The sequence below is a fragment of the Oceanobacillus manasiensis genome (genome assembly GCF_000724085.1).
Classification (GTDB): Bacteria; Bacillota; Bacilli; order Bacillales; family Amphibacillaceae; genus Oceanobacillus_B; species Oceanobacillus_B manasiensis.
In genome coordinates this window covers 686,829-711,340 of record NZ_CCDL010000001.1, presented here as the reverse complement: position 1 = coordinate 711,340, position 24,512 = coordinate 686,829, and the positions used below count along the sequence as shown (strand labels likewise).

The following is a 24,512-nucleotide window of genomic DNA, read 5'->3' as shown; positions in this document are numbered from 1 at the left end:
TCTCCTAGTTTTGACTTACCAAATACTATGCAGATCGATCCTTCCTTATTAAATCTTCTTGTTGGAATCGTTTTGTTTTATACCAGGTGACCTCTTGCTTGAACAGGATTCGTTTTAATTCTAGGAAGGAAGCATACACTACGAGACATATCCACATTTGAGAGTAAGTAAAATACATAAACACGACGACTAAAAAATTTTTAAGGGTCAACTGCCTCTTTTCCATACTGAGCGCAAGCAGTTCCTCTGTGACAAATAGAAGAAAGCCCATAATTAGAAGGGCGTAGGAGACGATTCCAATAGAAAGTTTTAAATCGACAAATAAGTTCACGATAAAAATAGCATGGGATAGCAGGACACCACCAAAGAAGAGAAGGTAAGTAAATAAGAAATAAAGGAGATCAACACCCACCTTTTTATTTTTCAACTTGAAGAATTGAAATAGAAACTTCCCAATAACATAGATATTTCCCCTCGCCCAGCGAGTGCGTTGCCTCCACCATACCTTTAAATTTTCAGGTTCTTGCTCCCACGTAATAGCAGAGGGGAAAAATCTAATATAATAGCCTAAATTGTAAACTCGGAAACTAAGTTCCGTGTCCTCCGATAAAGCTTTTTGGTCCCAGCCGCCAAGCTCTTCTAAAATGGACCTACGAATAGCAAAATTTGTACCTGGAATTGTTGACATTTTAAACCAAAACCATCTCCCAGCCTGGGCAAGCCATTGAAAGGTTATCGTCTCTACATTAATTAATCGCGTTAGCAGGTTTTTATTCGCATTAATCACACGAAATTTACCAACGATTGCACCCGCCTTCGGATCATTTTGCAGTCCCATTACCAGCCAATATATAGCATCAGGTTCAGGAGTGTTATCAGCATCGTAAACACAGATCACTTCTCCTGTTGATTGACCGAAGCCAATATTTAATGCCCCGGACTTCCCTTTACCGCCATATGGAGGTTTCGTATGAATCACGGATATATACGGAAAGCGTTTAGCATATGACTCAACAATCTCTCCTGTTCGGTCATTTGAATTGTCATTAATAACGATAATCTCTAACAGGTTTGTCGGGTACTGCAGCTGACACATCGCATCAAGTGTCTTGCCAATCACCACTTCTTCATTATGGGCAGGGATTAAAACACTCACCTTTGGAAAGGGGATCTTATTTTGCTGCCATTCCTTTTCGGACTTTTTATAATGGAGGAAATGCAAATACCCTCCCTGCATTAAAAACATATGATAAAAAAGCATTAACCAAATGAGGAACAAAGATATATACATGAATAAATCAGCCAATTCGACCCCTCCTATAACGAAGAGTAGTTCTTAGCGCATAGAACAAAAACAAGCAAATTGCCAGGCTTCCAGCGCCAACTATTCCCCAGATTGATTTCGTGACGAACGTTTTCACATGATACAAAGGGAAATCCCAGGAGGTAGAAACCAGACCCCTTTTATCAATTGCAGCTAAAACTTCACCCTTTTCAGATGCGATCTCAACATTTTCCGCCTGGATAACATTCTCTCTTTCTTTTAAATCAATCCATTCAATAGGTGGTAGTTTCTCTAATTCATCCAGCAATTCCATTAGCTTTTCCGTCCCTAGAAAGGGATGATAAAACCCTGCTACCATGCCATCTCGAACTAGTAAATGCTCCTTGGCCCGCTTTATCATCTTTTCAATTGCATTGGGATCGTCCGGGTCAACATAGCCAATTGTTTCTGGCAGAAGTTCCATCCCTTTAAAAAAAGTTGGCTTGGTAACGTATGGCACACCACTCATCGTCTCCCAGTCTTCATCACTTAATTGGACCTGCCCCACATAAGTAGAAAAATAGTCCGATGTCACCGCATAACCGTTCTGTGACATCGTGTAATGCGGTGCCTCAAAAGCTAAAGGGTACAACCCATAGTTAGCAAGCTCCTGTATGCCTCTTGTTAGCTTTTCATCTATATAATCCTTTTCAAACGCTTTTTGATCTTCCCTATAGTCGTTGTATGCTTTAGCATCTGGAAAATCTGCTTTCGTTTTCTTAACCACCTCATCTGTTGGCCCATGATAGATTGGCATATTGTTTTCTACATCCCAGAATTCAAATCCTTCTCCAGTTTCATCATCACGGAATTGGTGAGTATAGCCATGCATGACGATACTTCCCCCGTTATCTTGCATGTAGCTTAATGCCTCTAGTACTTCCGGATAATCTGATAGAAAATGCTGCTCTTTCGTATCCTCATTTGTATACACTGGTATAACAGCGATCATATAAGGTATATTTCGTTCCATGAGAATATCTGCAATCTCCCGTAACTTCTTGGGGTCGGCCAATGGGTGGACATCCTCGAGTCTCAAATATCCAGTTGTTTCATATGGACCATTCGTTTGAAATATGTCATGCAATGTATCAGCAAGTATAAGGGAAACAGGTTCCTCCAAAGAGGGTACTGCCAAATAATAATTTTGTTCCTTTTTTATAAGAAGCGGATATTGATGCTCTTCTCCATGTGAAGCTTTTACCAATACAGAAGTCTCCTCAGGCTCCTCAACTTGAAGTAAGCTTTGTCGTCTAACGCGCAACGTTTTGTCCTCATCACCGTCTGACCATGTAACCTTGGAATAAACGCCCTTTCCAGCCTGTTTAACAAAGGACATTCTCTTAAACTGGGCTGCATTGTGTCCGATCACGGTAAATACCCCATTAAACTTCTGTAAGACCCTAGTTGTATATTCCGGTAGTCGTTCCCTAACCTGTCCGAAATAAAATACATGGGTGACCCCTACTAGATCAGCCTCTTGTAAGCTATGACTATGTTTAAATATGATCTCGTCTGTAAAATGGCCTAGGAGCATATCGAGCATGCGTTGATGTTCATCTATATCTTCACTGCTTGACGAGTAGACTACTAAAACGCTAGGCTTGTCCACTCCTTTTTTTGCATACACAGAGCTTTCATTTAATAAGCAATAACTTGTTAGGATTACCATTAAAAGCAGGCAGACTCTTTTTTGCATTACCTATCCTCCCTTCATTTGTTCTCAATACAGAACATCACACCCAAAAAAAAATTACATTGTTCTTACACGCCTCCTTGCCATATATAGGGATAGGAAAGCAACTAGTCCTGTTATCGTTAGTCCAACACCTACCCAACCAAAATGAGAACTTAGAAGACGTAAAAAGTGATTTAATCCAGATTCACCTGACGTTTCCTCATCTGTTTTCTTATTGGTTGGAATGAGTTCAGCTTTTTGATCAACCATTTGAATGGTGTAATCTTCCATGTGTACAGAATGTTCGCCTTCTTTAACGTCAAGCCACGTGATCCCAGGAATGTCTTTCATTTCGTAGACGAGTTTTTGGAGCTGTTCCATCCCCATAAATGGATGATAAAAACCGCCAATAACGCCATCACGGACAATAAGCATCTCATCTATTTTATTTTGTATTTCTTTAAAGGACTCCGGCTCATCATAACGCACATAACGGATTGTTTCCGGCAATAATGTCATGCCATGTAAAAAGCTAGGGTTCGTCATAACAGGAGATTCTGTCATCATTCTCCAATCATTGTCTGTGAGTTGCACTTGACCTACATAGGTAGAAAAATACTCGGATATGGTTTTGTATCCTTGTTGAGACATTGCATAGTGTGGCGCTTCAAAAGCAATAGGGTAGATCCCATAATCGACAAGCTCTTGAATTCCAGCTTCTAGCTTTTCCCGCAGCGTTGCATGCTTAATGAATTGAACAGTATCAGTGTATGTCCCTCTCTCACGTATATCGAGCGGTTTGTTTTCTTCTTTATCCCAAAACTCGAACCCACTTCCAGTTTCCAAATCGCCGTATTGATCCGAATAACCATGAAGTACAAAGCTAGCGCCATCATCCTGCATATCATTTAACACTTTCACTACATCTTCGGTATCAGAGAGCTTATAGAGTTCTTCTGTTTTCGAATTAATATATACCGGGCTAATGGAAACCATATAGGGGATTTTTTCCTTCTTTAAGAACGCTGCGACACGTTCTAATTCTTTTGCATTTATTCCAGGGTGTATGTCCTCAAGTCTAAGGTAAGCTTGTCTCGAAGTCTTGTGGTCTTCTTCAAATACTTCATGTAGAACTTCAGTAAAAATATTGGAGCTTGGTGCAAATAAATTAGTAGATGAGTAATACCATTTATTACCCTTTTGGGTGAAAAGCGGAACTTTTCCTTGTTCAGTAACCGCTTCTACTATTACGTTTGTGTTTTTATTATCATCGATCATTAAGAGTTCCTGCTTTACTACGTCGTATTCCTTTTGTTTATAAAGAATACTTGTATAGTTCTCTGTCCCTTCTTTAAGTTCAAAATCCTTTAACAACTGGTCAACATTATAGCCAATGACTAACACTTCTTGTTGATAATTTTCCATGATTTCAATAAAAGAATTTGGTAGTTCTTCTTTTACATATCCATAATAAATGACATGTGAGACGCCTTTAACATCCTTCGATTGTACCTCTCCGCTGTTTCTAAAGGTAACATTTGTAGTGAAATGGCCTACCAGCATATCAAGAAGATGCTGGTGAACCTCTGTTTCTGTTTGTTCATTATTGGTTGGCAGAACAACTAATACATCAAGTCTCTCGTCATCAGCCCTGACGGTAAGTGGGTTCAAAATGAAGAGCACACATACTAATACAATGGTTAATTTAACTATTGTTGCCACTATATATCGAACTTTGCCCATTGCACTCCCCCTCGATTGTTCTATATAAAGAACTTACATCAACTTTATATAGAATGCAACCCTTTTTAATTCTAATGGGATTGTATTTAGAATTTCAGATCTTTTTCCAGCTAAAAAAGGTAATCTCCTCCTGCTCTCTCCGGATGAGATCACCTAATATAAAGAAACGTTAATTGGTCGGGGACTTACTACAAGTTAAAGGCATGATAAAGTGAAACTTCAATCAGTTGGGGTTTTCAATATCCCCCACTGATTGTTAGTTGAACGAATCGGGGTGTTAGCGTCCGTTTATTCCCACAAAAACTAACGGTTTCACTTCATGTTTTGAAAGGGGAGTCTTACGGACGGTTGCTCCGGGATAAAATGTATTACTTCTTTGATAAAAACTGATTTGGTTCTTCTCCGCCCTTTGAGTTGCTATTTTTGTACTGACTTTTTCGTCCATTACGATGTTCACCATGATTTTTATTCTCTTTAAATTGGTTATTTTTTTCGTCCATCTGCAAGTCTCCTCTTTCAGTTTCTACTAGTTTTTCACTCTTAGATATATTTATACCCCAATATAAATATAATGAATTGAAAGCATTATGTTTTGTTTTTTCTGAATAAAAGTTTAAAATATAATATAGGTATGTATGTTTTTTACATCGGAGGGATGTTCATATAATGTCAATAGAAACAATGATTTTCTTATTTACTGCCATGTTGCTCATGGGAGTATTAGCCACAAAATTCTCTACTCGTCTTGGATTGCCCTCACTTGTTTTATTCCTTCTTGTTGGTATGGGTATGAATCAATTTGTCTTCTTTGAAAATGTGGAAATTACACAATTGATTGGAATAATGGCACTTATTATTATCCTATTTGAAGGTGGTACACAAACGAAATGGACACAAATAAAGCCGATTGTTGGTTCAGCAAGTATCCTGGCTACCCTCGGTGTCCTCATCACTTCACTTATCGCTGGTTTAGCGGCTATGTACATCCTCAACTTTTCTTTACTAGAAGGATTGCTATTCGGAGCTATCGTTGGTTCAACTGATGCTGCAGCTGTTTTTTCTGTGTTGGGGAACAAAAATATAAAACGCAAGCTAACATCTACTCTTGAAGCAGAATCAGGTTCAAATGACCCGATGGCTGTTTTTTTAACTGTAGCTTTTATTGAAATGATTCAAATTCCTGATGCATCTATCTGGACAGCCATTGGTAGCTTTTTTGTACAAATGGGACTCGGTTTACTTCTCGGGTTGGCGCTTGGGAAATTAACCGTACTAACAATTAATCATATTAAATTAGATACGGCAGGGCTTTATCCTGTTCTTGCCCTTGGGATGGCTACATTAACTTATATTACAACCGATTCAATTGGCGGTAGCGGGCTACTTGCTGTGTATGTGATGGCAGTGGTTGTAGGAAACAATGACCTCCTGTACCGCTTTACTATTCTACGTTTTAACGAAGGTTTTGCATGGATGATGCAAATTCTTATGTTTATTTTACTTGGTTTATTAGTATTTCCAAGCCAGTTGTTAAATGTTTTTTGGCAAGGTATCGCCCTATCCATTATTTTAATGTTCGTGGCTAGACCTATTGCTGTATTTATTTCAATGTTATTCCTAAAGTACAATATAAAAGAACAACTATTTATTTCTTGGGCAGGCTTGAAAGGTGCCGTACCTATCGTATTGGCTACTTACCCTATTATTGCTGGTATAGAAAGTAGTGAACTCATATTTAATGTTGTTTTCTTCGTAGTCTTAATATCCGCTCTCGTGCAAGGTAGCAGCCTATCCTGGCTGGCAGAGAAGCTTCATTTGACTGGTAGAGATAAGGAAAACCTGCTGCCAAGCCTTGAGATCATTAATCTTGGCAAAACCGATTCAGAGATTATTGAGGTATCGGTTACAGATAGCTCACCAGCCGTGGATACCTCACTCATTGATTTGGTGCTACCTGATAACACATTAATAATTGGCATCATACGAGAAGGAGAGCTTATCACACCTATAGGGAACTCTGTGATTCATGAGAACGATACTCTCTACGTTCTTAGTCACAAAAAGAGCAGAGAAAAGGCCAAGGCTGCTATAATCGGCAAAAAGAAAGAAAAAAAGTTACCTGAATCTTGATTTCAAGAAAAAGAGGCATGCAATGGAGATATGTACCATTGCAATGCCTCTTTCTCATTTTGATCTATATTCCTCTTGAAGCAAGCTATAAACCACCGTATCATGGTACCGCATACCATCGTAGTCTGTCTGTCGTAGGACACCTTCCTTCTGAAAGCCAAACCTCTCCAATAACTTCCGTGAACCTTCATTTCCAGCAAATATATCTCCAACAATACGGTTGAGCTTTAGGGTGTGGAAGCCGAATTCTAACACAGCCTCAAGCACCTCGGTCATAACTCTTTTACTTTGATATGCTTTGCGGATTACCGCTCCCATTTCTGCCTTTCTATGCCAAGGATGAAGTTTATGAAAGCGAAACTGGCCAACCACTTCCTTCGTCCCTTTATCTATAATGATCCACGGAACTTCCTTCTTCTCGGAAAAGTTTCTTAAATAACCTATGATGGCCTCTTGCATGGCCGTTTCAGTCTCTACAGGGTGTGGCGTTATATATTGCATCGTCTCACGATCACCCATAAAGAGAAACAGCTCTTTTGCATCACGCACCTCTATACCTCTTAGTATGTAATGCTCTGTTTCCAGGACTGGTATTTCCTTAAGATCTACTAATTCTGTCATTTATTCCCCTCATCTCACTTGCTTTTATATCATTTTAACAGGTATTTATCTTTACATGCCCCAAAGATCACACTATTTTTCGATAATAGATAGGAAAGGGGCGCTGGCAGACATGGAATTTTGCCGTTTCTATGGTGTTTGTCCAATGGTAATGCTGGCATATTTCATAAGCTGTTAGTGAGCTACAATAATTGATAGGAGGCGTTCTTAGTGAAACTATATTTAGATCCAGGCCATGGAGGAAGCGACCCTGGTGCACAGGGAAATGGCTTGAGTGAAAAGAATATTACACTAGATATTGCCCAACGAATTCGGAGTATTTTAATAGGGGATTATCGTAGTGTTGATGTCCGAATGAGTCGTACTTCGGATAGTAGCAAAAGTCTACAACAACGAACAAATGAAGCAAACGCATGGGGAGCGGATTATTTTCTTTCTATCCATTGTAATGCATTTAACGGAAACGCTAGAGGATATGAAGATTTTATTCACAACACTTTATCTGATTCATCCCAAACTGCCAGATATCGTAACGTGTTACACACTGAAATAATGAAAGTCAATCAGCTGAGCAATCGTGGCAAGAAGAAAGCAAACTTTCACGTACTAAGAGAATCTAATATGTCGGCATTACTTACGGAAAATGGGTTCATTGACAATCAACGGGATGCTGCCTTGATGCGAACAGCTTCATGGAGACAGCGGGTAGCCCAAGGTCATGTTAATGGCCTAGCCAAAGCATTTAATCTTAAACGGAAAGAGGAAGACAACGATAATGGTTCTGGTCAGCTTTATAAAGTGATCGCTGGTTCTTTTAAGTCTAAAGCAAATGCAGAGCAACGGATTGAAGCGTTGAATAAAAAGGGAATTAGCTGCTATTTAGATAGTTTAATGATATCTGGCGAGTTGTGGTTCCGTGTCCAAGCTGGTGCATTTTCCAATCGAACCAACGCAGAAAGCCAACTAACTAGAGTTCGAAATGCTGGTATACGGGATGCGTATATTATTAGTGATTAAAAATGAAAAAGAGGATAGCAAGTTATGCTGTCCTCCTTTTCCTTATTGTTCGTTTAGTACATACTTCTTTAGTGCTTCAGCGACGCCATCTTCATTGTGATTTCCAGTTACATATGTACTTTGCTGCTTCACTTCTGCTTCTGCATTCCCCATTGCAATACTTATTCCGGCCTTTTCAAACATAGAAAGATCATTGAAGTTGTCTCCAATTGCTACGGTGTATTCCATAGGCACAGAAAAATATTGAGCAATTAGCTCTAATGCATGTCCCTTACTCGCTTCTGGAGGGCCAATCTCTAGCTTTTGTTTACTAGAAGTTGTAATCGAAATATCCGTCCGTTCAGCAATGCGATCACGGAGTTTTTCTAGTTCCTCTTTATGAAAGGACATGACAAACAACTTATAGACTTGCTTACCAGTAAAATCAATATCATCATATTGTGAGACAAATTGTAATCCATGCTGCTGGTATTGTATTTCTATAATTTCTTCGGCCCAGCTTGAATCCTCTTCACCAAGCTCCCTTACCTCTTTTTCAAGCTGTTCTCTCCCGTTTTCCTCTACCAAAACACCATCTTTGGTATAGATCTCATAGTAGAGCCCACTGTGATTTAACACATCCATCATAAGTTTTAGAACCTGGTCGGTAAAGTATAGGTTATGAATATATTCTTCTGCATGAAATGACTTAGCCCCATTACCCGTAATAATTGGACATGTAATGCCAGCGCGATGCATTATTTCCCTCGTGTCATGCAGGGACCTTCCAGAGGATATTGCCACAATATGGCCCTCTTCCTGTGCAGACTTGATAGCTTCTACATTCCCTTCACTGATCGTACTGTTACTGGAAAGAAGCGTTCCATCCAAGTCGATTGCGATAAGCTTCATTGTTGCCCCTCCCTTTAAAAATGGCCTTCCCCCTGATAGAGGAAGACCTATTACCTTTGTTTTTATATTATCATTCAGAAAATACAAGGACAAATTTACCTTCGCAGTGGTACTAAAATGTATATTGGGGGAGGAGTTAAAAAAACAGCAGTAACAATGACAAATAATGGACAATAACAAAGGCGGAACAACCCATAAAAGCTATACCTCTCTCAACACCTCAACTAATTCCGGCAATCCATCTGTAAACAAATGAGCATCTCCCTCCAATTCATGGACTATGGCTTGGTGTATGTGTTCTGTGAAGCGATGCATATGTTCAAGCGGAACAATGGGGTCAAGCTTACTGTGGAAAAAGATAATCTTTGGGATTTTAGAAAGGTTCTCTGAGAAATTGGGGGTGAGGATGAAATCTTTTCTTTGCCATTCTCCATTAATGCCCCAATAAGGTGTGGCAATGGATATCAGTTTGTTAATTGGAATGTTAACCCTTTCTTCAGCTAAATATTTCAGTAATACAGATCCTCCTAATGAGTGGCCAATTAAAGTAACTTCTCCCTCCATTAAATCTAGTGTTCTTCGAATCTCTTCCTTCCATTCTGCATAAAAAGGATCCATGGGTGTTGGCATAGTAGGATGAATGACACTGTGGCTATTAATACATTCCTTTTTCAAGTAGTCGATCAACGGCCCACTACCTTCACGCCCCTCCTGTGGCCCTGCACTGTGAACAAAAATGATTGTCTCCATATATCCCCCTATTCTATCTCTATTAAATAGGCTGTGATTTCTTTTATTTTTCCATCTTTATGCTTATTAAGTTTATAAATATCGCAAAAAGCGTACTTCTTATTTCCCCCATTTTCATCCATTGTCATCGTTCCTTCAATAACTGCCATATTTCCATGTGTAATGACCTCTTTTATCTGATGTTCTGTTTCAAACCCTCTCATTGGCTCCATTTCTTTGATAACGGCTTCTTTACCTTCAATTACAGTATTACCGACCATATTCCAGGTGATATCCTCTGTCATATTTTCATAGATTGTATCTACGTCACCTGTCATGAAAGCATGGTTAATTTTCCTGAAAAACTCCTGATTTTTTGTCATCATATACAGTCCTCCTCTATTTTTAATACTATACTTCATTATCTACTACTTTATTCTTTCCGCTTTCATTTATTATATAATGAAATTGCAGGAAAATAGTAATAAATAAAGAATATTTTTATAATGATCCAAAAAGGTGTTTTAATTTCATTTAGGAGCGTGATTTAATGGAAAGTCCGATTAAAAATCAAATGAATACGGTATTTGTCCATGTAAGTGAATTACCTTTGTCTGTGGAGTGGTATTGCCGCCTGCTAGGTCAGACGTATGTAGCTGAAAAGGTATCTGACCCAATTTATAACATGGAAATTAATGATTATACCGGACTCCTCTTGGACGCAGGGCCACCCGGAGAGAAACAACAGGTTCACCCATCAAAACATCCGATATTCAACTTCCACACAGATAATATTGAGAAGGCCTATTCATATGTACAAGAGATAGGTTATCAGATTGAGTCACCAATAGAGCGATATGAGGACCTGGCTTTTTTTAATATAAAAGACCCTGATGGCAATATAATCATGATATGTAATGGATAAATAAACAAACAAAAAGAACCCGCTGGCATAAAGTTGCACCAGGGGGTTCTTTCACCTTACTCTTTTTCAAAATCCTTTGTACTTCTAACAGTATCGATCGGGCGTACCATTTTTTCGATTTCTTCTCGTTGTGGCTCAAGGAATGGTGGGAGTGATAGCTTTTCTCCTAATGTTTCGTATGGCTCATCTCCCATAAAACCAGGACCATCTGTAGCGAATTCAAAGAGAATTTGTGGTGCTACTCTTGCGTATAATGACTCGAAAAAGTGTCTGTTCACATAACCGGAAGTTTGGAAACCAAAATCACCCATGCGTTTAATCCATTCTTCCAATACATTACGATCTTCTACACGGAAAGCTGCATGATGGACTGTTCCAAACCCTTGAATGGCATTTGGTAATACAGGGTTGTACTCTACAACTACCTGTGCACCATTGCCTCCTTCACCAACTTCAAACAAATGAAAGGCCCCTTCACTAGCAACTTCTTTAAATTGCAATACCTTTTCAAGTACTTCTTTAAAGTAATCCAAGTTGGCAATTCGTACAAATATAGGGCCAAGACCAGTAATAGCATGCTCCAGTGGTACTGGTCCATTTTGCCACGGTGTACCCGAAGCCACTCCCTCATTGTGTTCATCGGAGATCAGCTGGTATTGCTGGTCATCGAAATCAACAAAAGAAAGTGTTTTCTTACCGAATTGTTCTTTAATCCCTGTATGCTTTACTTCCAGGCGATCAAACCGCTTTACCCAATAATCTAATGCGGCATCATCTGGAACACGGAAGGACGTTTTAAATATTTCATTTGTGCCATGGCTCCCTTTAGGAATACCAGGAAAGTCAAAGAAGGTCATGTCCGTCCCTGCGCTTCCCTTATCGTCTGCAAAGAATAAATGATAGGTTTGAATATCATCCTGGTTCACTGTCTTTTTAACAAGTCGCATTCCAAGTACATAGGTGAAAAATTCATAGTTCTTTTCTGCACTGCTCGTAATTGCTGTAACATGGTGGATTCCTTTTAATTCGTTCACCATCCATACCTCCTATATGTTAATTACATTGAATTAATATATCCTTAATTAAATATAATATAGCATGAATATAGAAGGAAGTCCACTATTAGGTTTCCGTAATACCTTCTCTATCTCCACTTTTTCACGTGGCTTAATATTATACTGTCCTAAGGCAAAATAAAAAATCTATTCTACTCGAATAGATTTTTTATAACTCTGATTCCCGTATTAGTTGGTCCATAAATTCGTCGTAGTTTTTCGCCTTGATTAATCTTTCTACAAGCGGCCTGCTGGCTACAATTCTTCCCAAAGCTTCATACATAAATTGGAGGTCCTCCTGGCTATTCTTTTTAACGCAAAGTACACAAACAAATTGGACCGGTTTATCCTTCCACATTATCGGTTCTTGTAATGTACATACTGTTAAAAACGTTTGGGATGATTGCGGTGTTATTGGATGAGGAATGGCTACCAGATTCCCGTACGAAGTTGGTGCTACTTCCTCTCTTTTGTAAATAGATGAAAGGAATGGCTCTTCTACAAGAGACTGCTGCATTAGTTGTTCGGCGATATATGACATTGTTTCTTCTCTCGATTTGAAGTTCATGTTCAGAAACATCAGGTCTCGTTTGAACAACCTAGATGTATTGTTTTGCTCTTTTGCCAAAAAACGATCAACCTTTTCCATATCGTTGCTGCTCAATACTGCGTTTACCTCTAAAATTGGAACTGGAAATTTCTCTTTGATTGGTATGGAACTAATAATAAAATCAATCCCTTCTAGAGACCGCTTTTTTAATTTGTAATACTCTGTAGTGCCTACAACATCCAAACTCTCCCCAAATCGATTTTTTAACCGGTAATAAATTAATTGTGCTGTCCCCAGACCTGATGCACAAACTACCAGGCACCTTAATGGACCTGAGGTGATTTTTCTCCTTTCAATAGCGGCCCCAATATGAAGTGCTAGATAGCCTATTTCATTTTCATTTATTTTCGTTTCGGTATGTTGTTCGATCACTAATCCTGCTAATATCCCTGCTTCAAAAGCAAGTGGGTAATTCCTTTTTATATCGGCAAGCATAGGGTTGCGAATATTCATGCCATATTTATAGCGATTAATCGCTGGCTTTAAATGAAGGCATAATGCCATGACCAATTCCTGATCATCCTTCACACCAAGGCTTAATTCATGTTCTACTTTTTCAAGCATCTTGGTCACAGTTTGGAGAATCTCCGCTTCCATTACACCCTCTAGCTTATCTCCCTTCGCATCAAAGGTAAGCATCTTAGTACCTAACAAGTGGATGGCAATATACGCTGTTTCCTCTTCCGGAAAGGTGACTTGGAATTTCTTTTGAATACTATCCACAATATTGTGAGCAACAACGTATTCCGTTTGTTCCTCAATTTGTTGTGTATCCATTCTGTACAATGTAACATGGTTACCGCTCTTAATTCGTTCATAAGCAATAGCGATATGTACTACGAGGTTTTGTATGGCGATATCAGATAACGTAATAGCATGTGCTTTAATCTGTGCTAAAATAATGTCTTGAATTGTGTCTAATTCTGCCTTCGTCAAAAAGGAAAATAGAGGGTCCAGGTAGTTAAACCCATCCCCTTGCGTACGATTAAACATAATTTCTGCAATACAAAACCGGACCTTTACTTCATCACCATTTATCATCAATCCATGGTTTGGTCGGGAAACAAGGCTGATGTCATAAGTACTCAAAATTCTTTTAACATCCTTCAGATCATTCTGAACGGTTGATTTGCTGACAAACAACTCTTCTGCCAAATCTTCAAGTTTAATATAAATTTCCTCAAGCAGTAATCGGACCATAATAAAGTGTACACGCTCTTTCGGTGTCTGGGGGTGTACCTCATCCCCTGCATACAAATACTCTGACATCTCCGACAGGAAATGCCGAAAGAGCTGCTCATCTTTTATAACTAATTTATACCCCTTGCTCATAATAGATTCTACCAAAGCACCGTAATCTGCCAGCTCTAAATTAAGGTTTCGTATATCGTCCCTGTTGGTTCGAGTGCTTACTTTATTTATATTTGCAAGATACTTACCAGTTACATACGTTTCCGACTGCATAAGCTCCTTTAATAACGCTTTCATTCTGGAGTTCATGATCATGACTCTCCTCTATACTCTTCTTCATGTATACCTAAAAAACAACGGCCCTTTTAGAGCCCAAGCGTGCCGCAAATGTGGCAGTAAACACCTTTAAAACCCGTTATCTCTAGATACGTCCTTGAACCACCTTGCACTCTTTTTAGGCGTTCTTTCCATCGTTTTAAGATTTACTGAGAAGAAACCATATCTGTTTTTGTATGCATTCATCCAAGACCAGTTATCCATAAAAGTCCATAGATGGTACCCCTTGGTATTACAGCCTTCTTCCACAGCCTTATGCAACCATTTCAGGTGTTCTCGAATAAATTCAATGCGGTAATCATCTTGGATCTCTCCGCTCTCGATAAAGCGATTCTCATTCTGGACCCCCATGCCATTTTCCGAAATAAACGACTCAATATTCCCGTAATTTTCCTTTAAATTTATCATAATATCATAGATACCTTTTTCATAGATCTCCCATCCACGATATTTATTCATTTTCCTTCCAGGCATCTCGTATAGATCAAAGAACCAATCTGGCATAAACGGAGCCTCTTTATTTGGTTCATGCTCTTTCGCTTTGACGCGTCGTGGTTGATAATAATTAACACCTAACAGATCTACTATATTGGCGCTTATTAACTCTTTATCTCCTGGTAGGGTTTGAGGCAATTGCCCATATTCTCTTAAAATCTCAATTAATTCATCAGGATATTCCCCCAATACAGCAGGATCTAAAAAACTACGATTAAAAAACAAGTCGGCAATCCGAGACGCCTTTAAGTCTGCAGGATGTTGGCTTCTTGGATAAGAAGGTGTTAAGTTCAAAATGATACCTATCTTTCCCTTATGTCCTGGTAAACTATGAAATACTTCTACAGCTTTAGCATGGGCAACAATCGTATGGTATGCAACCTGGACAGCCTTTTTAGCATCAACAATATTCGGGTAGTGAAAATCATATAGATAGCCACCTTCAACTGGCACAATTGGTTCATTAAATGTGAACCAAGTATTCACACGGTCGCCAAACAGCTGGAAACATTCCGTAGCATACTTCACATATGCTTCCACCACATCGCGGCTTTCCCAACCACCCTCGGCTTGCAATTCATAAGGCATGTCAAAATGATAGAGATTTATAAACGGTTCAATACCATTATCCAACAATTCATTAATTACCGCATTATAAAACTCCACCGCCTCTCTATTGACCTCTCCCCGGCCACCGGGAATGAGACGGGACCACGATATGGAAAAGCGAAACGTGTTATGGCCAATTTCTTTCATCAAGGCAATATCCTCTTTGTAACGATGGTAAAAATCAGATGTTTTCTCTGGCCCTACGCCTTCAAAGAAACGATTTTCTTCTGTTTCGAACCAATGGTCCCAAATATTCTTACCTCTTCCGCCTTCATTTGCTGCTCCTTCTATCTGGGTAGCAGACGTTGCACTTCCCCACCAGAAATCCTTAGGGAATGAATAATTCGTTTGTTTTTCCATTTATTATTCCTCCTACTTCACAAGATGCATTATTACTTATTCCGGTATATCTCAATAATTTCAATCGCAAGATCTCGTACAGTCATTGCGGTCATTAAATGATCCTGCGAATGAATTAGCATGACGTTGATTAAGTTTTCTTCTCCATTTGCTTCTTTTTGTAGGAGTTGTGTTTGAAAAGAATGGGCTTTTCCTAACTCTTCACCCGCTTCTTCTACCAATCGATCTGCCTCTGCAAAATTTCCCTTTTTCGCTTCCTGAATCGCTTCCATAACATTGGACTTCCCGTTCCCTGCAAATAATATAATTTGAAAAGCAATTTCTGTTGTCTTCTCCACAAGCTATCCACCTCGAAAGTCTATTAGTATTCATGTTTACTTTTTTAAAAATAATCCAGAAGCCTACTTACTTCGCTTCATTTCTCTCTGTCTCATAATAATTCTTATCCAAAATCTTTAAGAACGGCCACCATATGACGATTACTACGAGTAGATTAAAGGCTTGTAGTACACCGCCTTGCCAAGCATTCCCTGTAGCTAGGAACCCATTTAATATAGGAGGTGTCGTCCATGGAACAATTACACCGGCTGGTGGTGGCACCATGCCTGTATACATAGCAAAGTACGTAATAAGCGTTATGACTACCGGAGCGACCAACCATGGAATTATGATTAAAGGATTCATAATGATTGGTAAACCAAAAATAATGGGTTCATTCACATTAAATAAACCTGCTGGTGCCCCTAGCTTTCCAAGTTCTTTAAGCTGTCTACTCTTCCCTATCATAAAGATTAAAATAATTACAGCAAGCGTCATACCAGATCCGCCCATCCCCACTAAAAACGAATCAATAAATTGCTTGGTTATGATATTCGGTAATTCCGTACCCGCCTGAAATGCTGAAAGATTTTGATCATTAAGCGCATACCAAATCGGGTCAAATACGGAGTTGATAATAATTTGACCATGCAATCCGAAAAACCAAAAGACCTGAATTAATAAAACCGCTACGATCGTTGCAGGTAAGCCGCTTCCAAGGACAGTCAAAGGCTGTTGAATAACACTATAAATAAAGTTCTGTACTGTCTCAAAGCCTGTATAACTAAATATGATACGGATTAACAAGAAAACCGTTAAGGTTAACGTGATCGGAATTAAGGCACTAAACGACCTGGACACCGCACCAGGGACCCCTGCCGGCATTTTAATGGTCCAATCTTTTTTCACAAAATAGCGATATAATTCTGCTGAAATAAACGCTGTAAAGATACCTAGAAACATTCCTTCTGCCCCAAGAACGGAGGTAGGAATAACACCCGATACCCCATCCAGAACCTGTGGTGTCATAATTAAGAATGCGGCTAATGCTACAACGCCACCATAGATGGCTTCTCCACCGTAGTGTTCCGTCAGTTTATAGCCAATACCTATCATTACAAAGACACCCATTATACTTAATGTCGCTGCAGATGCTGGTCCAAGCGCGTTTTGATATGCAGTAAATGCTTCCTCACTGATCATCTTATCCAGAAAAGGAAAGTTAGCAATTACAACAAAAATAGAACCAAAAATGATTAGTGGTAAGGCAACCATAAACCCATCTCTTAAGGCAGATAAATAACGATTATTGTTTAGCTTGTCTGCAATCGGCAATAACATGTTCTCCAAGAAATTCATGAACTTACTATTCATGATCGTTCCCCCTCTTCATCTGTTAATTTCCCATTAACTCTAAAGCTTTGTTTAATACTGCTTCACCATCCACTCTCCCATATGCAATTGGATCAATCACATCAAGAGGGATGCCATGTTCTTCTGCAACAACCGTGTATTTTTTCTTCATAAATCTCATTTGGGGTCCAATTAATAACACATCCGCGTTTTCGACTTCTTTCACCACTTTGTCCTGCGCAACTGCCCAAATGTTTACTTCTATTCCTTTCTCTGCAGCCTTCTCTTCCATTTTTGAAACGAGTAAGCTTGTAGACATTCCTGCTGAACATGCTAGCATTATATTTTTCATGCTACTTCCTCCTTGTTTTTCTACTACGTCAAGTATATTTTAAGAACGATTACAACTGAACACATTGATTTTCCGTCATAAAGCGGAAATGATTAAGCGTTTTCATTTTAAAAAACTACTTACCCATTATGATCTTATAAATTTTCACATAAAAACTGCAGAGTTTCTGACCTCTAGCAATTTGGATATTTCATTAATATTTTGAACTTTCGCCCAAGGTCCTGTGGTACTTTTTTCTTTGTTCAAAAGTAAAAAGGCACCCAACAGTGGGTGCCTCGAGGAATACTATTCATTAGGATATTTATTTTCAAGAAAAGTAATGGACTGTTTAATGAGCTCTTTTAAGACAGACTCATCGACATCATCCAGCTTGTTGATATACACACACGATTTTCCGGATTTATGCTTCCCAAACTTAGCCAATAATGCTTCTCTTTCCGTATCACCAGTTGTAAAATACAAACTAAAGTTTGCTTTGCGCGGTGAAAAGCCAACAAGCATCGCGTCGCCTTCATGGCCTGTTTCGTATTTATAATGATATGAACCAAACCCTATCATGCTCGGCCCCCACATTTTAGGTGGATACCCTGACGTTTCTGAAAAAATCTCCAACAGCCTGTAAGCATCTTTCCGCTTTTTCGGATTTTCTACCTGTTCAATAAACTCTTCTACACTAGCCTCGTTTTCCTTTGTTTTTTGTTCGTACATGTATACGACCTGCCCCTCTGTAGAATATAATCTTTCCAAGCGCCCGTTGTCTTTCCTGTTAGTTACTATTATAGTAGCACATCCCTCACCTCTTTATTAGGTACAAGTATAAAATATCCATTAAAAAACACCCGCTAGAATGCGGGTGTTTTCAAGCTTATTCGGTTACACTTTCAAGTACATCATCAATAATTTGGGAATTAGCAATTGGGCCTGTATAAAGCCAAGCAGAGTCACCCGAAAATTCATAGATGTTCCCCTTTTGCACAGCAGGGATATTTTGCCAAATTGGATCTTCTAGCATCTTTGATCCATTCGCTGCATCATCATTTGCTAGAAATATATGGTCTGCATCTAACTCAGCTAGTTTTTCCAGTGAAATTTCTGACCAGTTTGCTACAGTATCCTCCGAAATTTCTTCTACAACATTCGGTGTGGTTATACCTAAATCATTGTATAGCACATCACCACTTGATAAATTTTCATTCACGATGTAGAAAGTATCGCTAAACAACCAAAGGGCCACTGCAGATTCAGAACCAATAGCACTGTTAATCTCTTCCTTGGCGCTAACTGCCTTCTCTTCATAATCTGCTAGTATTTGTTCAGCCTCTTCTTCTTTTCCAAACACTTTTCCTATTTCTTCAAGCTCCGTTCTCCATTCAGTATTTTGAGCTGTACCAATTACATAGGTTGGCGCAATTTTAGAATACTGGTTATACTTATTTCCTTCCACCATCTCGGCAGAATCCATAATTAGTAAGTCTGGTTCAAAGCTTGCAACTGCCTCGAATGGAAGGTCACTCGGGATTGTCGGAATTTCTCCAAGGTCATCCTGTAAATATTCTTGTACGTCTTCACCATCCCGAACCGACCATTGGGCAACTGGTGTGATATCCAGTGCCACTAGATAATCCTCAAGATAAGAAGCGATTACATTTTGCGGGTTGGCAGGTACCTCTACCTCATTTCCTGCTGCATCTGTCAATGTGCGGGCTTCTTCTTGTGTATCTTCTTCTGTTGCATTTTCACTTTCTTCGTTCCCACCACAAGCTGCGAGCAAAAGAATGAAGAATAAGATACCAGTGAACATCAAGCTTTTATTTAGTTTCATTGTCTTTGTTCTCCTTTAAGTCATAAATTCTGTAACTTTTTTAATGATAGCAATTTTCATTCTCATTTACAATAATATTAGGAAATGATACGTAAAGAGTGTTTCTTATATTATTGTCGTAAGCTTTCCCTTATAATATAATGGCAACAGTTTTTAATTTTGTTCTACATGGGAGTATACTTTTATGGCTTTCTTAAATAAATTCTCTGCAGCAAAGGGGTACAAGCAATCTAGGCCCGTCCTTGCTACGATCATCCTAACGGTTGGATTGGCTTTCCTTATCCTCTGTATTGCCTCTTCCATTCTTTATGGGAGTGCTGATATAAAATTAAGTACCATCTGGCAAAGTTTAGTGCATTTTGACACACAACAGACATCTCATCAAATCATCCGCAATTTACGGATTCCTAGAGCTTTAGCTGCCGCTTTAATTGGTGCAGCCCTTGCAGTATCTGGTTCTATTATGCAAGGAATGACACGTAACCCACTTGCTTCTCCTTCTATTATGGGGGTAACTGCAGGAGCAACGTTCATGATGGCCATCGCTTTCGCCGTTATGCCAGGAGCTTCCAATGTAACCGTCATGGTTTGGGCTTTTCTTGGTGCTGGTATAGGTGCTGGCATTGTGTTTGGTGTGGGTTCACTATCGAAAACTGGCCTAACGCCTGTAAAACTGGCACTTGCGGGTACTGCCGTTACAGCTTTGCTCAGTTCCATTTCCTCTGCCATTGCAATTCATTTTAATATAGCGAAAGATTTAAGCTTTTGGTATGCAGGCGGTGTAGCTAGTGTGCAGTGGGTCCATGTCCAACTATTAGCACCAATCGTTATTGTTGGCTTAGTTGTTGGAATAGCTTTAAGCAGTGCGATTACGGTTCTCAATCTTGGAGAGGACCTTGCAAAGGGACTAGGCCAAAGAACCTTTCTTATTAAGATTGTTGGGACTCTTGTTGTATTAATGCTAACCGGTGCAGCTATATCTGTTGCGGGAACCATCGGATTTATCGGGTTGGTTATCCCTCATATCACACGGTTTCTTGTCGGGACAGATTACCGATGGATCATACCATGCTCAGCTATTCTTGGGGGAATCTTACTTGTAACTGCAGACACCGTTTCCCGGATGGTTAATCCGCCATTTGAAACACCTGTTGGTACAATTACGGCGTTAGTTGGCGTGCCTTTCTTCCTTTATCTTGCACGCCGTGAAGGGAGAACGAAGCAATGAATAAGCTAACCCATACAAAGCTAGCCTGGCTAGTTGCCATTAGTATAATGGTAGCTATCCTGCTTACACTTATCATTAGTCTTAACTTGGGAGTTATGCAAATTTCCCCTGTTGAAGTGTGGAAAACGCTAACCGGAGAGGGAACTCCGCAAAGTAGCTTAGTCCTATTCGATTTCCGTCTACCACGTATGGTAATTGCCCTTCTAATTGGTGCAGGCATGGCTGTCTCAGGGGCTATTCTTCAAAGTGTTACACAAAATGAACTCGCAGACCCTGGTATTATTGGCATAAATGCAGGGGCTGGCTTTGCCGTTGTCCTTTCTATTTACCTGTTTCAGTCTGGTAGTTTATCGGCTTCAACTACATCTGTATTTCTTTTGCCTGCAGCAGCCTTAATAGGATCTGCCATTGCAGCTACCTTGATCTATGCAATTTCTTGGAAAAATGGTGTTTCTCCAATACGGCTTATTCTAGTTGGGATCGGAATTAATGCAGCATTCTCAGCCTTGATTATTGTTTTTCAATTAAAAATGGATCCAAACGACTTTACAAGAGCTACAGTTTGGCTGTCAGGAAATATCTCAGGTACAGATTGGACATACGTCTATGCATTATTGCCTTGGATTCTAATTCTGTTACCATATACTTTTTCAAAAGCGAATACATTGAATACTATGAACCTAGGGGATGATATTGCGAAAGGTCTGGGTACAAAAGTTGAGAGGGAAAGATTACTACTATTGCTTGCTGCAGTCGCCCTTGCAGGCTCCAGTGTTGCAGTAGGTGGAGGAATTGCATTTCTCGGCCTTGTTACCCCACACCTAGTCAAAAAAATGGTTGGGACTAGGCATCAAGCTGTTTTACCCATTTCAGCTCTCATGGGGGGACTATTGCTTCTTGTCGCTGACACAGTTGGAAGAAACATTCTATCCCCCTCAGAAATCCCAGTAGGGCTAGTCGTTTCCGTAATCGGTGGCATATACTTCATCTACCTGCTCATTAAATCTTAAATAGAAGCAAACATATAACCATAGGTAGAATGTTAATCTTTAAAAAACGCCGAGCGAATTTCTAAAATTAGAATTTCACTCGGCGTTTTTACTTAGAAACAATTTATAGTTCTAACTCTCTCGGAGGCTGTCCTTTTTTATTCATCAAGCGAACTGCTGTCGGTTCAATTTCTAGAACAACGAGGTTCGGATCATCTGGACCATTAAAATACAACTTCATATGATCATTCCACAAAGCCTTCTTTACCTCTTCGGAATCATTAAATTTTACTTTACCTTCGTATTCAACAAAGCTGTCTCCAAACCCCTCTCCTTCATAACCTAAAATAATATGCGTATAAGGGTTTTCTTCTATTTCCTCTGTTTTGTCTGTATCTTCATTCGTAGGTGTATACAGCTTTAGTCCATCGTTATGAAAGGTCATATACCTAGAATGTGGCTTGTTGTTCTTTACGGTCGCCATCGTTCCAACATGACTATTATCAAGTATTTGCTCGACCTCTTTTTTAATTTCGCTTTGATTATTCATCAATATACACTCCCTTTGGTGGTCTATAGGTATTATTCCATTTGGACAAGAATATTAAACACATTATAAAATGAACTTCTTATCTTAGATCCGCCCATACAAAAAAGCAGCTGATTTTCCAATAAACCAGCCCCTTTTTATAGTTCTTACATTATATTTGTTTTCTTTATGATTTAGTGCTTTCTGCCATAAGAACCATGAAGTTTTCGATCAGATTGGTTTTTCACCATACGCCGGGCTTTAATAAGTAAAATTGCATCTTCTACCTCTGCTTTACTAACCTCCATATGCCCTATAAAGAGTTTATAGTCTTCCCACGTTTTATCTAGCTGCAAGTCAATTACGATTTTATGTTTTTCTTCTTTAAGAATATCCTGGACGGTTACACCAAATAGTTGTGCCATTTGGCAAAGGTGCTCATGACTCGGCTCCCTCTTTCCAAGCTCATAACTCCAAACGACACTTTTAGTAAAATGTAGTTCCCTTGCAATTTCTTCAGGCGTATACCCTTTTTCCTCTCTTAGTTTCTTTAATTTATCCCCTATTTCACTCATGAGTACCTCCTGCCTAACCATATATTCCCTTTTTTAAAAAATGTATAGTTAATATCATAGCACAAATTTTTTAATTTTAAATGGTAATTTTAATTTTTCTGAAAAATATATATTCTATTTACAAAATACAGATACAATTACTTGCTTGGCATGATTTTATTGCTAAATTCATAAACATAAAGTGAAACTTCAATCAGGGGGGATTAGTCATGGAAAAGGCACAAATTATTACGGAAGAAGATATAAAACGCTATGATATTTTAAATAAGCAAAAGAAAGAATTAGAGCAGGAAATGAATCGATTAAAAAAGAAATTTCATACGTATTTGGATGAAGAACTAGGAGAGGACAAAGCAGGAGATGTCACGCGAGGTCATTTTAACTTAAAACGACAAATTAGATCTAGTACTGCATACGATCCTGAATTAACAATTAAAATGTTAGAGGATGCGAGTCTTCAGGATTTTGTTCTCATTGAAAAAAAACCTGACACCGAAAAACTGGAAGCGGCAATTAAATTAGGTTTAGTGGAAAAAGAACCATTTGAAAAATGTAAAAAAGTGAAGTCTACCCAAGCTATTGTAGTAAAAGAAGTGTAGTCTATTATCCTTTTCTATTAATTACTAAATATATTTCTTTTCACGCTCCCTACTATAATGCTATGATATAGCTTTAAAGGACGTGATATGGAATGAGTGATTACCGAGTCATAAAGGTACTCAACAACAATGTATTGATCGCCCAAGATCAAAATCAACGTGAAGTGGTCTTAATCGGCAAAGGAATAGGCTTTAACAAAAGTAAAGATGCTGTTATCCGAGAAAACACAGTGGAAAAATTATTTGTTCTGCGTAATAAAAAAGAACAGGAACACTATAAGAGCCTCATGCCTGTATTAGATGAGAACACGTTAAATACTATAATATCTTCAATTGAGATTATTCGAAAACGGACAAAATCCATACTTAGCGAAAAAGTGCATGTTGCACTGACTGATCACATCCTGTTCGCCACTACAAGACTGTTAAGTGGAATGGCCATCAAAAATCCATTTTTAACGGAAACGAAAGCGCTATACCCTTTCGAGTATGAAGTGGCTGCAGAGGTGGTAGAATTCATTAATCACTCTATGGACATAGATTTGCCAGAAGGAGAAATTGGTTTTATTGCATTACACGTCCACAGTGCGATGACAGATAGAGCAGTCTCAGATGTCAATCGTTACTCCAAGCTTATTATCCAACTAATTGAAATGATAGAAGAACAGTTACATGTGACGATCGACCGGGAAGGTATGGAGTACGCTCGTTTACTCCGTCACTTGCGCTATACCATTGAACGGGTAGTTAACGGCGAGACTGTGCAAGAACCTGAAAAAATTGCTTTACTATTGAAATCTGAATATCCCACATGCTATAATCTTTCCTGGAAACTGATTAAAATTATGCAGCAAACGTTGAAAAAGCCAGTATATGAGGCCGAAGCGGTATATTTAACAATGCACCTTCAACGGCTTATATCTAAATAATGGAATGATATTATTATACGTGTTACTGATTCGATCAGGCATGAGTAGAGACGATTATGAAAATAAATGATCGGGAAGGCTATCCCTGTCATGCTTTTTCATCG

The 24,512-nt window shown here is 39.0% G+C and carries 25 protein-coding genes; 7 read left to right on the top strand and 18 right to left on the bottom strand.

The window, feature by feature from the left end; translation table 11 throughout:
- Positions 1-25 precede the first annotated feature (25 nt).
- The 4 genes from BN985_RS03760 to BN985_RS19455 all read right to left on the bottom strand — a co-directional run bounded on the left by BN985_RS03760 (position 26) and on the right by BN985_RS19455 (position 5,245).
- Positions 26-1,306, bottom strand: a complete 1,281-nt coding sequence (locus BN985_RS03760; protein ID WP_042221188.1) for a glycosyltransferase family 2 protein — start codon at positions 1,304-1,306, stop codon at positions 26-28.
- Positions 1,299-3,023 (bottom strand): DUF2334 domain-containing protein, encoded by a 1,725-nt coding sequence (locus tag BN985_RS03755; RefSeq protein WP_052360600.1) that lies wholly within the window; start codon positions 3,021-3,023, stop codon positions 1,299-1,301. Before BN985_RS03755 ends, BN985_RS03760 begins: the two co-directional genes overlap by 8 nt.
- 54 nt (positions 3,024-3,077) lie before the next feature.
- The gene (locus BN985_RS03750) at positions 3,078-4,745 is read right to left on the bottom strand and encodes a DUF2334 domain-containing protein (protein WP_042221186.1); all 1,668 of its coding nucleotides are present in this window, start codon (positions 4,743-4,745) and stop codon (positions 3,078-3,080) included.
- A 368-nt stretch (positions 4,746-5,113) separates the two neighbouring features.
- The gene (locus tag BN985_RS19455; RefSeq protein ID WP_269635255.1) at positions 5,114-5,245 is read right to left on the bottom strand and encodes a hypothetical protein; all 132 of its coding nucleotides are present in this window, start codon (positions 5,243-5,245) and stop codon (positions 5,114-5,116) included.
- Between the two features lie 166 nt (positions 5,246-5,411).
- Here BN985_RS19455 and BN985_RS03745 point away from each other — a divergent pair, with 166 nt between their 5' ends.
- Positions 5,412-6,875 carry a potassium/proton antiporter gene (locus BN985_RS03745; protein WP_042221184.1) on the top strand — a complete coding sequence of 488 codons (1,464 nt, stop codon included), beginning with the start codon at positions 5,412-5,414 and terminating at the stop codon, positions 6,873-6,875.
- 54 nt (positions 6,876-6,929) lie between these two features.
- Here the strand turns inward: BN985_RS03745 and BN985_RS03740 are convergent, their stop codons facing one another.
- Positions 6,930-7,496: a GNAT family N-acetyltransferase gene (locus BN985_RS03740; RefSeq protein ID WP_042221183.1), complete on the bottom strand. Its 567-nt coding sequence runs from the start codon at positions 7,494-7,496 to the stop codon at positions 6,930-6,932.
- Between the two features lie 210 nt (positions 7,497-7,706).
- Between BN985_RS03740 and BN985_RS03735 the strand changes: the two genes are divergently transcribed.
- The gene (locus BN985_RS03735) at positions 7,707-8,513 is read left to right on the top strand and encodes an N-acetylmuramoyl-L-alanine amidase (protein ID WP_042221182.1); all 807 of its coding nucleotides are present in this window, start codon (positions 7,707-7,709) and stop codon (positions 8,511-8,513) included.
- Between the two features lie 42 nt (positions 8,514-8,555).
- On the opposite strand, the gene BN985_RS03730 is transcribed toward BN985_RS03735, so the two are convergent.
- From BN985_RS03730 to BN985_RS03720, 3 genes are all read right to left on the bottom strand, one after another.
- Positions 8,556-9,404: a Cof-type HAD-IIB family hydrolase gene (locus BN985_RS03730; RefSeq protein WP_042221181.1), complete on the bottom strand. Its 849-nt coding sequence runs from the start codon at positions 9,402-9,404 to the stop codon at positions 8,556-8,558.
- 201 nt (positions 9,405-9,605) lie between these two features.
- Entirely contained in the window at positions 9,606-10,154 is a 549-nt protein-coding gene (locus BN985_RS03725; protein WP_042221180.1) for an alpha/beta hydrolase, read from the bottom strand.
- An 8-nt stretch (positions 10,155-10,162) separates the two neighbouring features.
- A complete protein-coding gene (locus tag BN985_RS03720) occupies positions 10,163-10,519 on the bottom strand; it encodes a nuclear transport factor 2 family protein (protein ID WP_042221178.1) in 357 nt (118 codons plus the stop codon).
- A 164-nt stretch (positions 10,520-10,683) separates the two neighbouring features.
- Between BN985_RS03720 and BN985_RS03715 the strand changes: the two genes are divergently transcribed.
- Positions 10,684-11,058 carry a VOC family protein gene (locus BN985_RS03715; RefSeq protein WP_042221176.1) on the top strand — a complete coding sequence of 125 codons (375 nt, stop codon included), beginning with the start codon at positions 10,684-10,686 and terminating at the stop codon, positions 11,056-11,058.
- 56 nt (positions 11,059-11,114) lie between these two features.
- Here the strand turns inward: BN985_RS03715 and BN985_RS03710 are convergent, their stop codons facing one another.
- The 8 genes from BN985_RS03710 to BN985_RS03675 all read right to left on the bottom strand — a co-directional run bounded on the left by BN985_RS03710 (position 11,115) and on the right by BN985_RS03675 (position 19,559).
- A complete protein-coding gene (locus BN985_RS03710; RefSeq protein WP_042222896.1) occupies positions 11,115-12,092 on the bottom strand; it encodes a ring-cleaving dioxygenase in 978 nt (325 codons plus the stop codon).
- 190 nt (positions 12,093-12,282) lie between these two features.
- Positions 12,283-14,223 carry a BglG family transcription antiterminator gene (locus BN985_RS03705; protein WP_052360599.1) on the bottom strand — a complete coding sequence of 647 codons (1,941 nt, stop codon included), beginning with the start codon at positions 14,221-14,223 and terminating at the stop codon, positions 12,283-12,285.
- A 96-nt stretch (positions 14,224-14,319) separates the two neighbouring features.
- Positions 14,320-15,714 (bottom strand): glycoside hydrolase family 1 protein, encoded by a 1,395-nt coding sequence (locus BN985_RS03700; protein ID WP_042221175.1) that lies wholly within the window; start codon positions 15,712-15,714, stop codon positions 14,320-14,322.
- A 32-nt stretch (positions 15,715-15,746) separates the two neighbouring features.
- Positions 15,747-16,052 (bottom strand): PTS lactose/cellobiose transporter subunit IIA, encoded by a 306-nt coding sequence (locus tag BN985_RS03695; RefSeq protein ID WP_042221174.1) that lies wholly within the window; start codon positions 16,050-16,052, stop codon positions 15,747-15,749.
- A gap of 67 nt (positions 16,053-16,119) precedes the next feature.
- Positions 16,120-17,406 (bottom strand): PTS cellobiose transporter subunit IIC, encoded by a 1,287-nt coding sequence (gene celB, locus BN985_RS03690; protein WP_042221173.1) that lies wholly within the window; start codon positions 17,404-17,406, stop codon positions 16,120-16,122.
- A 22-nt stretch (positions 17,407-17,428) separates the two neighbouring features.
- Positions 17,429-17,737 carry a PTS sugar transporter subunit IIB gene (locus BN985_RS03685; protein WP_042221172.1) on the bottom strand — a complete coding sequence of 103 codons (309 nt, stop codon included), beginning with the start codon at positions 17,735-17,737 and terminating at the stop codon, positions 17,429-17,431.
- 285 nt (positions 17,738-18,022) lie between these two features.
- On the bottom strand, positions 18,023-18,445 hold the full coding sequence (locus BN985_RS03680; protein WP_042221171.1) for a DUF1801 domain-containing protein: 423 nt from the start codon (positions 18,443-18,445) through the stop codon (positions 18,023-18,025).
- A 157-nt stretch (positions 18,446-18,602) separates the two neighbouring features.
- Positions 18,603-19,559 carry an ABC transporter substrate-binding protein gene (locus BN985_RS03675; protein ID WP_042221170.1) on the bottom strand — a complete coding sequence of 319 codons (957 nt, stop codon included), beginning with the start codon at positions 19,557-19,559 and terminating at the stop codon, positions 18,603-18,605.
- Positions 19,560-19,743: 184 nt separating this feature from the next.
- Between BN985_RS03675 and BN985_RS03670 the strand changes: the two genes are divergently transcribed.
- Together BN985_RS03670 and BN985_RS03665 are read left to right on the top strand one after the other, a co-directional pair.
- A complete protein-coding gene (locus BN985_RS03670; RefSeq protein WP_042221168.1) occupies positions 19,744-20,787 on the top strand; it encodes a FecCD family ABC transporter permease in 1,044 nt (347 codons plus the stop codon).
- The gene (locus BN985_RS03665; RefSeq protein WP_042221167.1) at positions 20,784-21,797 is read left to right on the top strand and encodes a FecCD family ABC transporter permease; all 1,014 of its coding nucleotides are present in this window, start codon (positions 20,784-20,786) and stop codon (positions 21,795-21,797) included. Before BN985_RS03670 ends, BN985_RS03665 begins: the two co-directional genes overlap by 4 nt.
- Positions 21,798-21,900: 103 nt before the next feature.
- Here BN985_RS03665 and BN985_RS03660 read toward each other — a convergent pair whose 3' ends face one another.
- Both BN985_RS03660 and BN985_RS03655 read right to left on the bottom strand, forming a co-directional pair.
- Positions 21,901-22,326: a pyridoxamine 5'-phosphate oxidase family protein gene (locus tag BN985_RS03660; protein ID WP_042221165.1), complete on the bottom strand. Its 426-nt coding sequence runs from the start codon at positions 22,324-22,326 to the stop codon at positions 21,901-21,903.
- Positions 22,327-22,499: 173 nt separating this feature from the next.
- Positions 22,500-22,880: a helix-turn-helix domain-containing protein gene (locus tag BN985_RS03655; RefSeq protein WP_052360598.1), complete on the bottom strand. Its 381-nt coding sequence runs from the start codon at positions 22,878-22,880 to the stop codon at positions 22,500-22,502.
- Between the two features lie 209 nt (positions 22,881-23,089).
- Here BN985_RS03655 and BN985_RS03650 point away from each other — a divergent pair, with 209 nt between their 5' ends.
- Together BN985_RS03650 and glcT are read left to right on the top strand one after the other, a co-directional pair.
- The gene (locus BN985_RS03650) at positions 23,090-23,479 is read left to right on the top strand and encodes a hypothetical protein (protein ID WP_042221164.1); all 390 of its coding nucleotides are present in this window, start codon (positions 23,090-23,092) and stop codon (positions 23,477-23,479) included.
- Between the two features lie 92 nt (positions 23,480-23,571).
- Positions 23,572-24,408 carry a glucose PTS transporter transcription antiterminator GlcT gene (glcT, locus tag BN985_RS03645; protein ID WP_042221163.1) on the top strand — a complete coding sequence of 279 codons (837 nt, stop codon included), beginning with the start codon at positions 23,572-23,574 and terminating at the stop codon, positions 24,406-24,408.
- Positions 24,409-24,512: the final 104 nt, after the last annotated feature.

What these genes read in the sequence shown, in the direction of transcription:
- BN985_RS03755 (WP_052360600.1), bottom strand. Translation starts at nt 3,023, where the DNA reads ATGCAAAAAAGAGTCTGCCTGCTTTTAATGGTAATCCTAACAAGTTAT.
- BN985_RS03750 (WP_042221186.1), bottom strand. Translation starts at nt 4,745, where the DNA reads ATGGGCAAAGTTCGATATATAGTGGCAACAATAGTTAAATTAACCATT.
- BN985_RS19455 (WP_269635255.1), bottom strand. Translation starts at nt 5,245, where the DNA reads ATGGACGAAAAAAATAACCAATTTAAAGAGAATAAAAATCATGGTGAA.
- BN985_RS03745 (WP_042221184.1), top strand. Translation starts at nt 5,412, where the DNA reads ATGTCAATAGAAACAATGATTTTCTTATTTACTGCCATGTTGCTCATG.
- BN985_RS03740 (WP_042221183.1), bottom strand. Translation starts at nt 7,496, where the DNA reads ATGACAGAATTAGTAGATCTTAAGGAAATACCAGTCCTGGAAACAGAG.
- BN985_RS03730 (WP_042221181.1), bottom strand. Translation starts at nt 9,404, where the DNA reads ATGAAGCTTATCGCAATCGACTTGGATGGAACGCTTCTTTCCAGTAAC.
- BN985_RS03725 (WP_042221180.1), bottom strand. Translation starts at nt 10,154, where the DNA reads ATGGAGACAATCATTTTTGTTCACAGTGCAGGGCCACAGGAGGGGCGT.
- BN985_RS03720 (WP_042221178.1), bottom strand. Translation starts at nt 10,519, where the DNA reads ATGATGACAAAAAATCAGGAGTTTTTCAGGAAAATTAACCATGCTTTC.
- BN985_RS03715 (WP_042221176.1), top strand. Translation starts at nt 10,684, where the DNA reads ATGGAAAGTCCGATTAAAAATCAAATGAATACGGTATTTGTCCATGTA.
- BN985_RS03705 (WP_052360599.1), bottom strand. Translation starts at nt 14,223, where the DNA reads ATGAACTCCAGAATGAAAGCGTTATTAAAGGAGCTTATGCAGTCGGAA.
- BN985_RS03700 (WP_042221175.1), bottom strand. Translation starts at nt 15,714, where the DNA reads ATGGAAAAACAAACGAATTATTCATTCCCTAAGGATTTCTGGTGGGGA.
- celB (WP_042221173.1), bottom strand. Translation starts at nt 17,406, where the DNA reads ATGAATAGTAAGTTCATGAATTTCTTGGAGAACATGTTATTGCCGATT.
- BN985_RS03685 (WP_042221172.1), bottom strand. Translation starts at nt 17,737, where the DNA reads ATGAAAAATATAATGCTAGCATGTTCAGCAGGAATGTCTACAAGCTTA.
- BN985_RS03680 (WP_042221171.1), bottom strand. Translation starts at nt 18,445, where the DNA reads ATGTACGAACAAAAAACAAAGGAAAACGAGGCTAGTGTAGAAGAGTTT.
- BN985_RS03675 (WP_042221170.1), bottom strand. Translation starts at nt 19,559, where the DNA reads ATGAAACTAAATAAAAGCTTGATGTTCACTGGTATCTTATTCTTCATT.
- BN985_RS03670 (WP_042221168.1), top strand. Translation starts at nt 19,744, where the DNA reads ATGGCTTTCTTAAATAAATTCTCTGCAGCAAAGGGGTACAAGCAATCT.
- BN985_RS03665 (WP_042221167.1), top strand. Translation starts at nt 20,784, where the DNA reads ATGAATAAGCTAACCCATACAAAGCTAGCCTGGCTAGTTGCCATTAGT.
- BN985_RS03660 (WP_042221165.1), bottom strand. Translation starts at nt 22,326, where the DNA reads ATGAATAATCAAAGCGAAATTAAAAAAGAGGTCGAGCAAATACTTGAT.
- BN985_RS03655 (WP_052360598.1), bottom strand. Translation starts at nt 22,880, where the DNA reads ATGAGTGAAATAGGGGATAAATTAAAGAAACTAAGAGAGGAAAAAGGG.
- BN985_RS03650 (WP_042221164.1), top strand. Translation starts at nt 23,090, where the DNA reads ATGGAAAAGGCACAAATTATTACGGAAGAAGATATAAAACGCTATGAT.
- glcT (WP_042221163.1), top strand. Translation starts at nt 23,572, where the DNA reads ATGAGTGATTACCGAGTCATAAAGGTACTCAACAACAATGTATTGATC.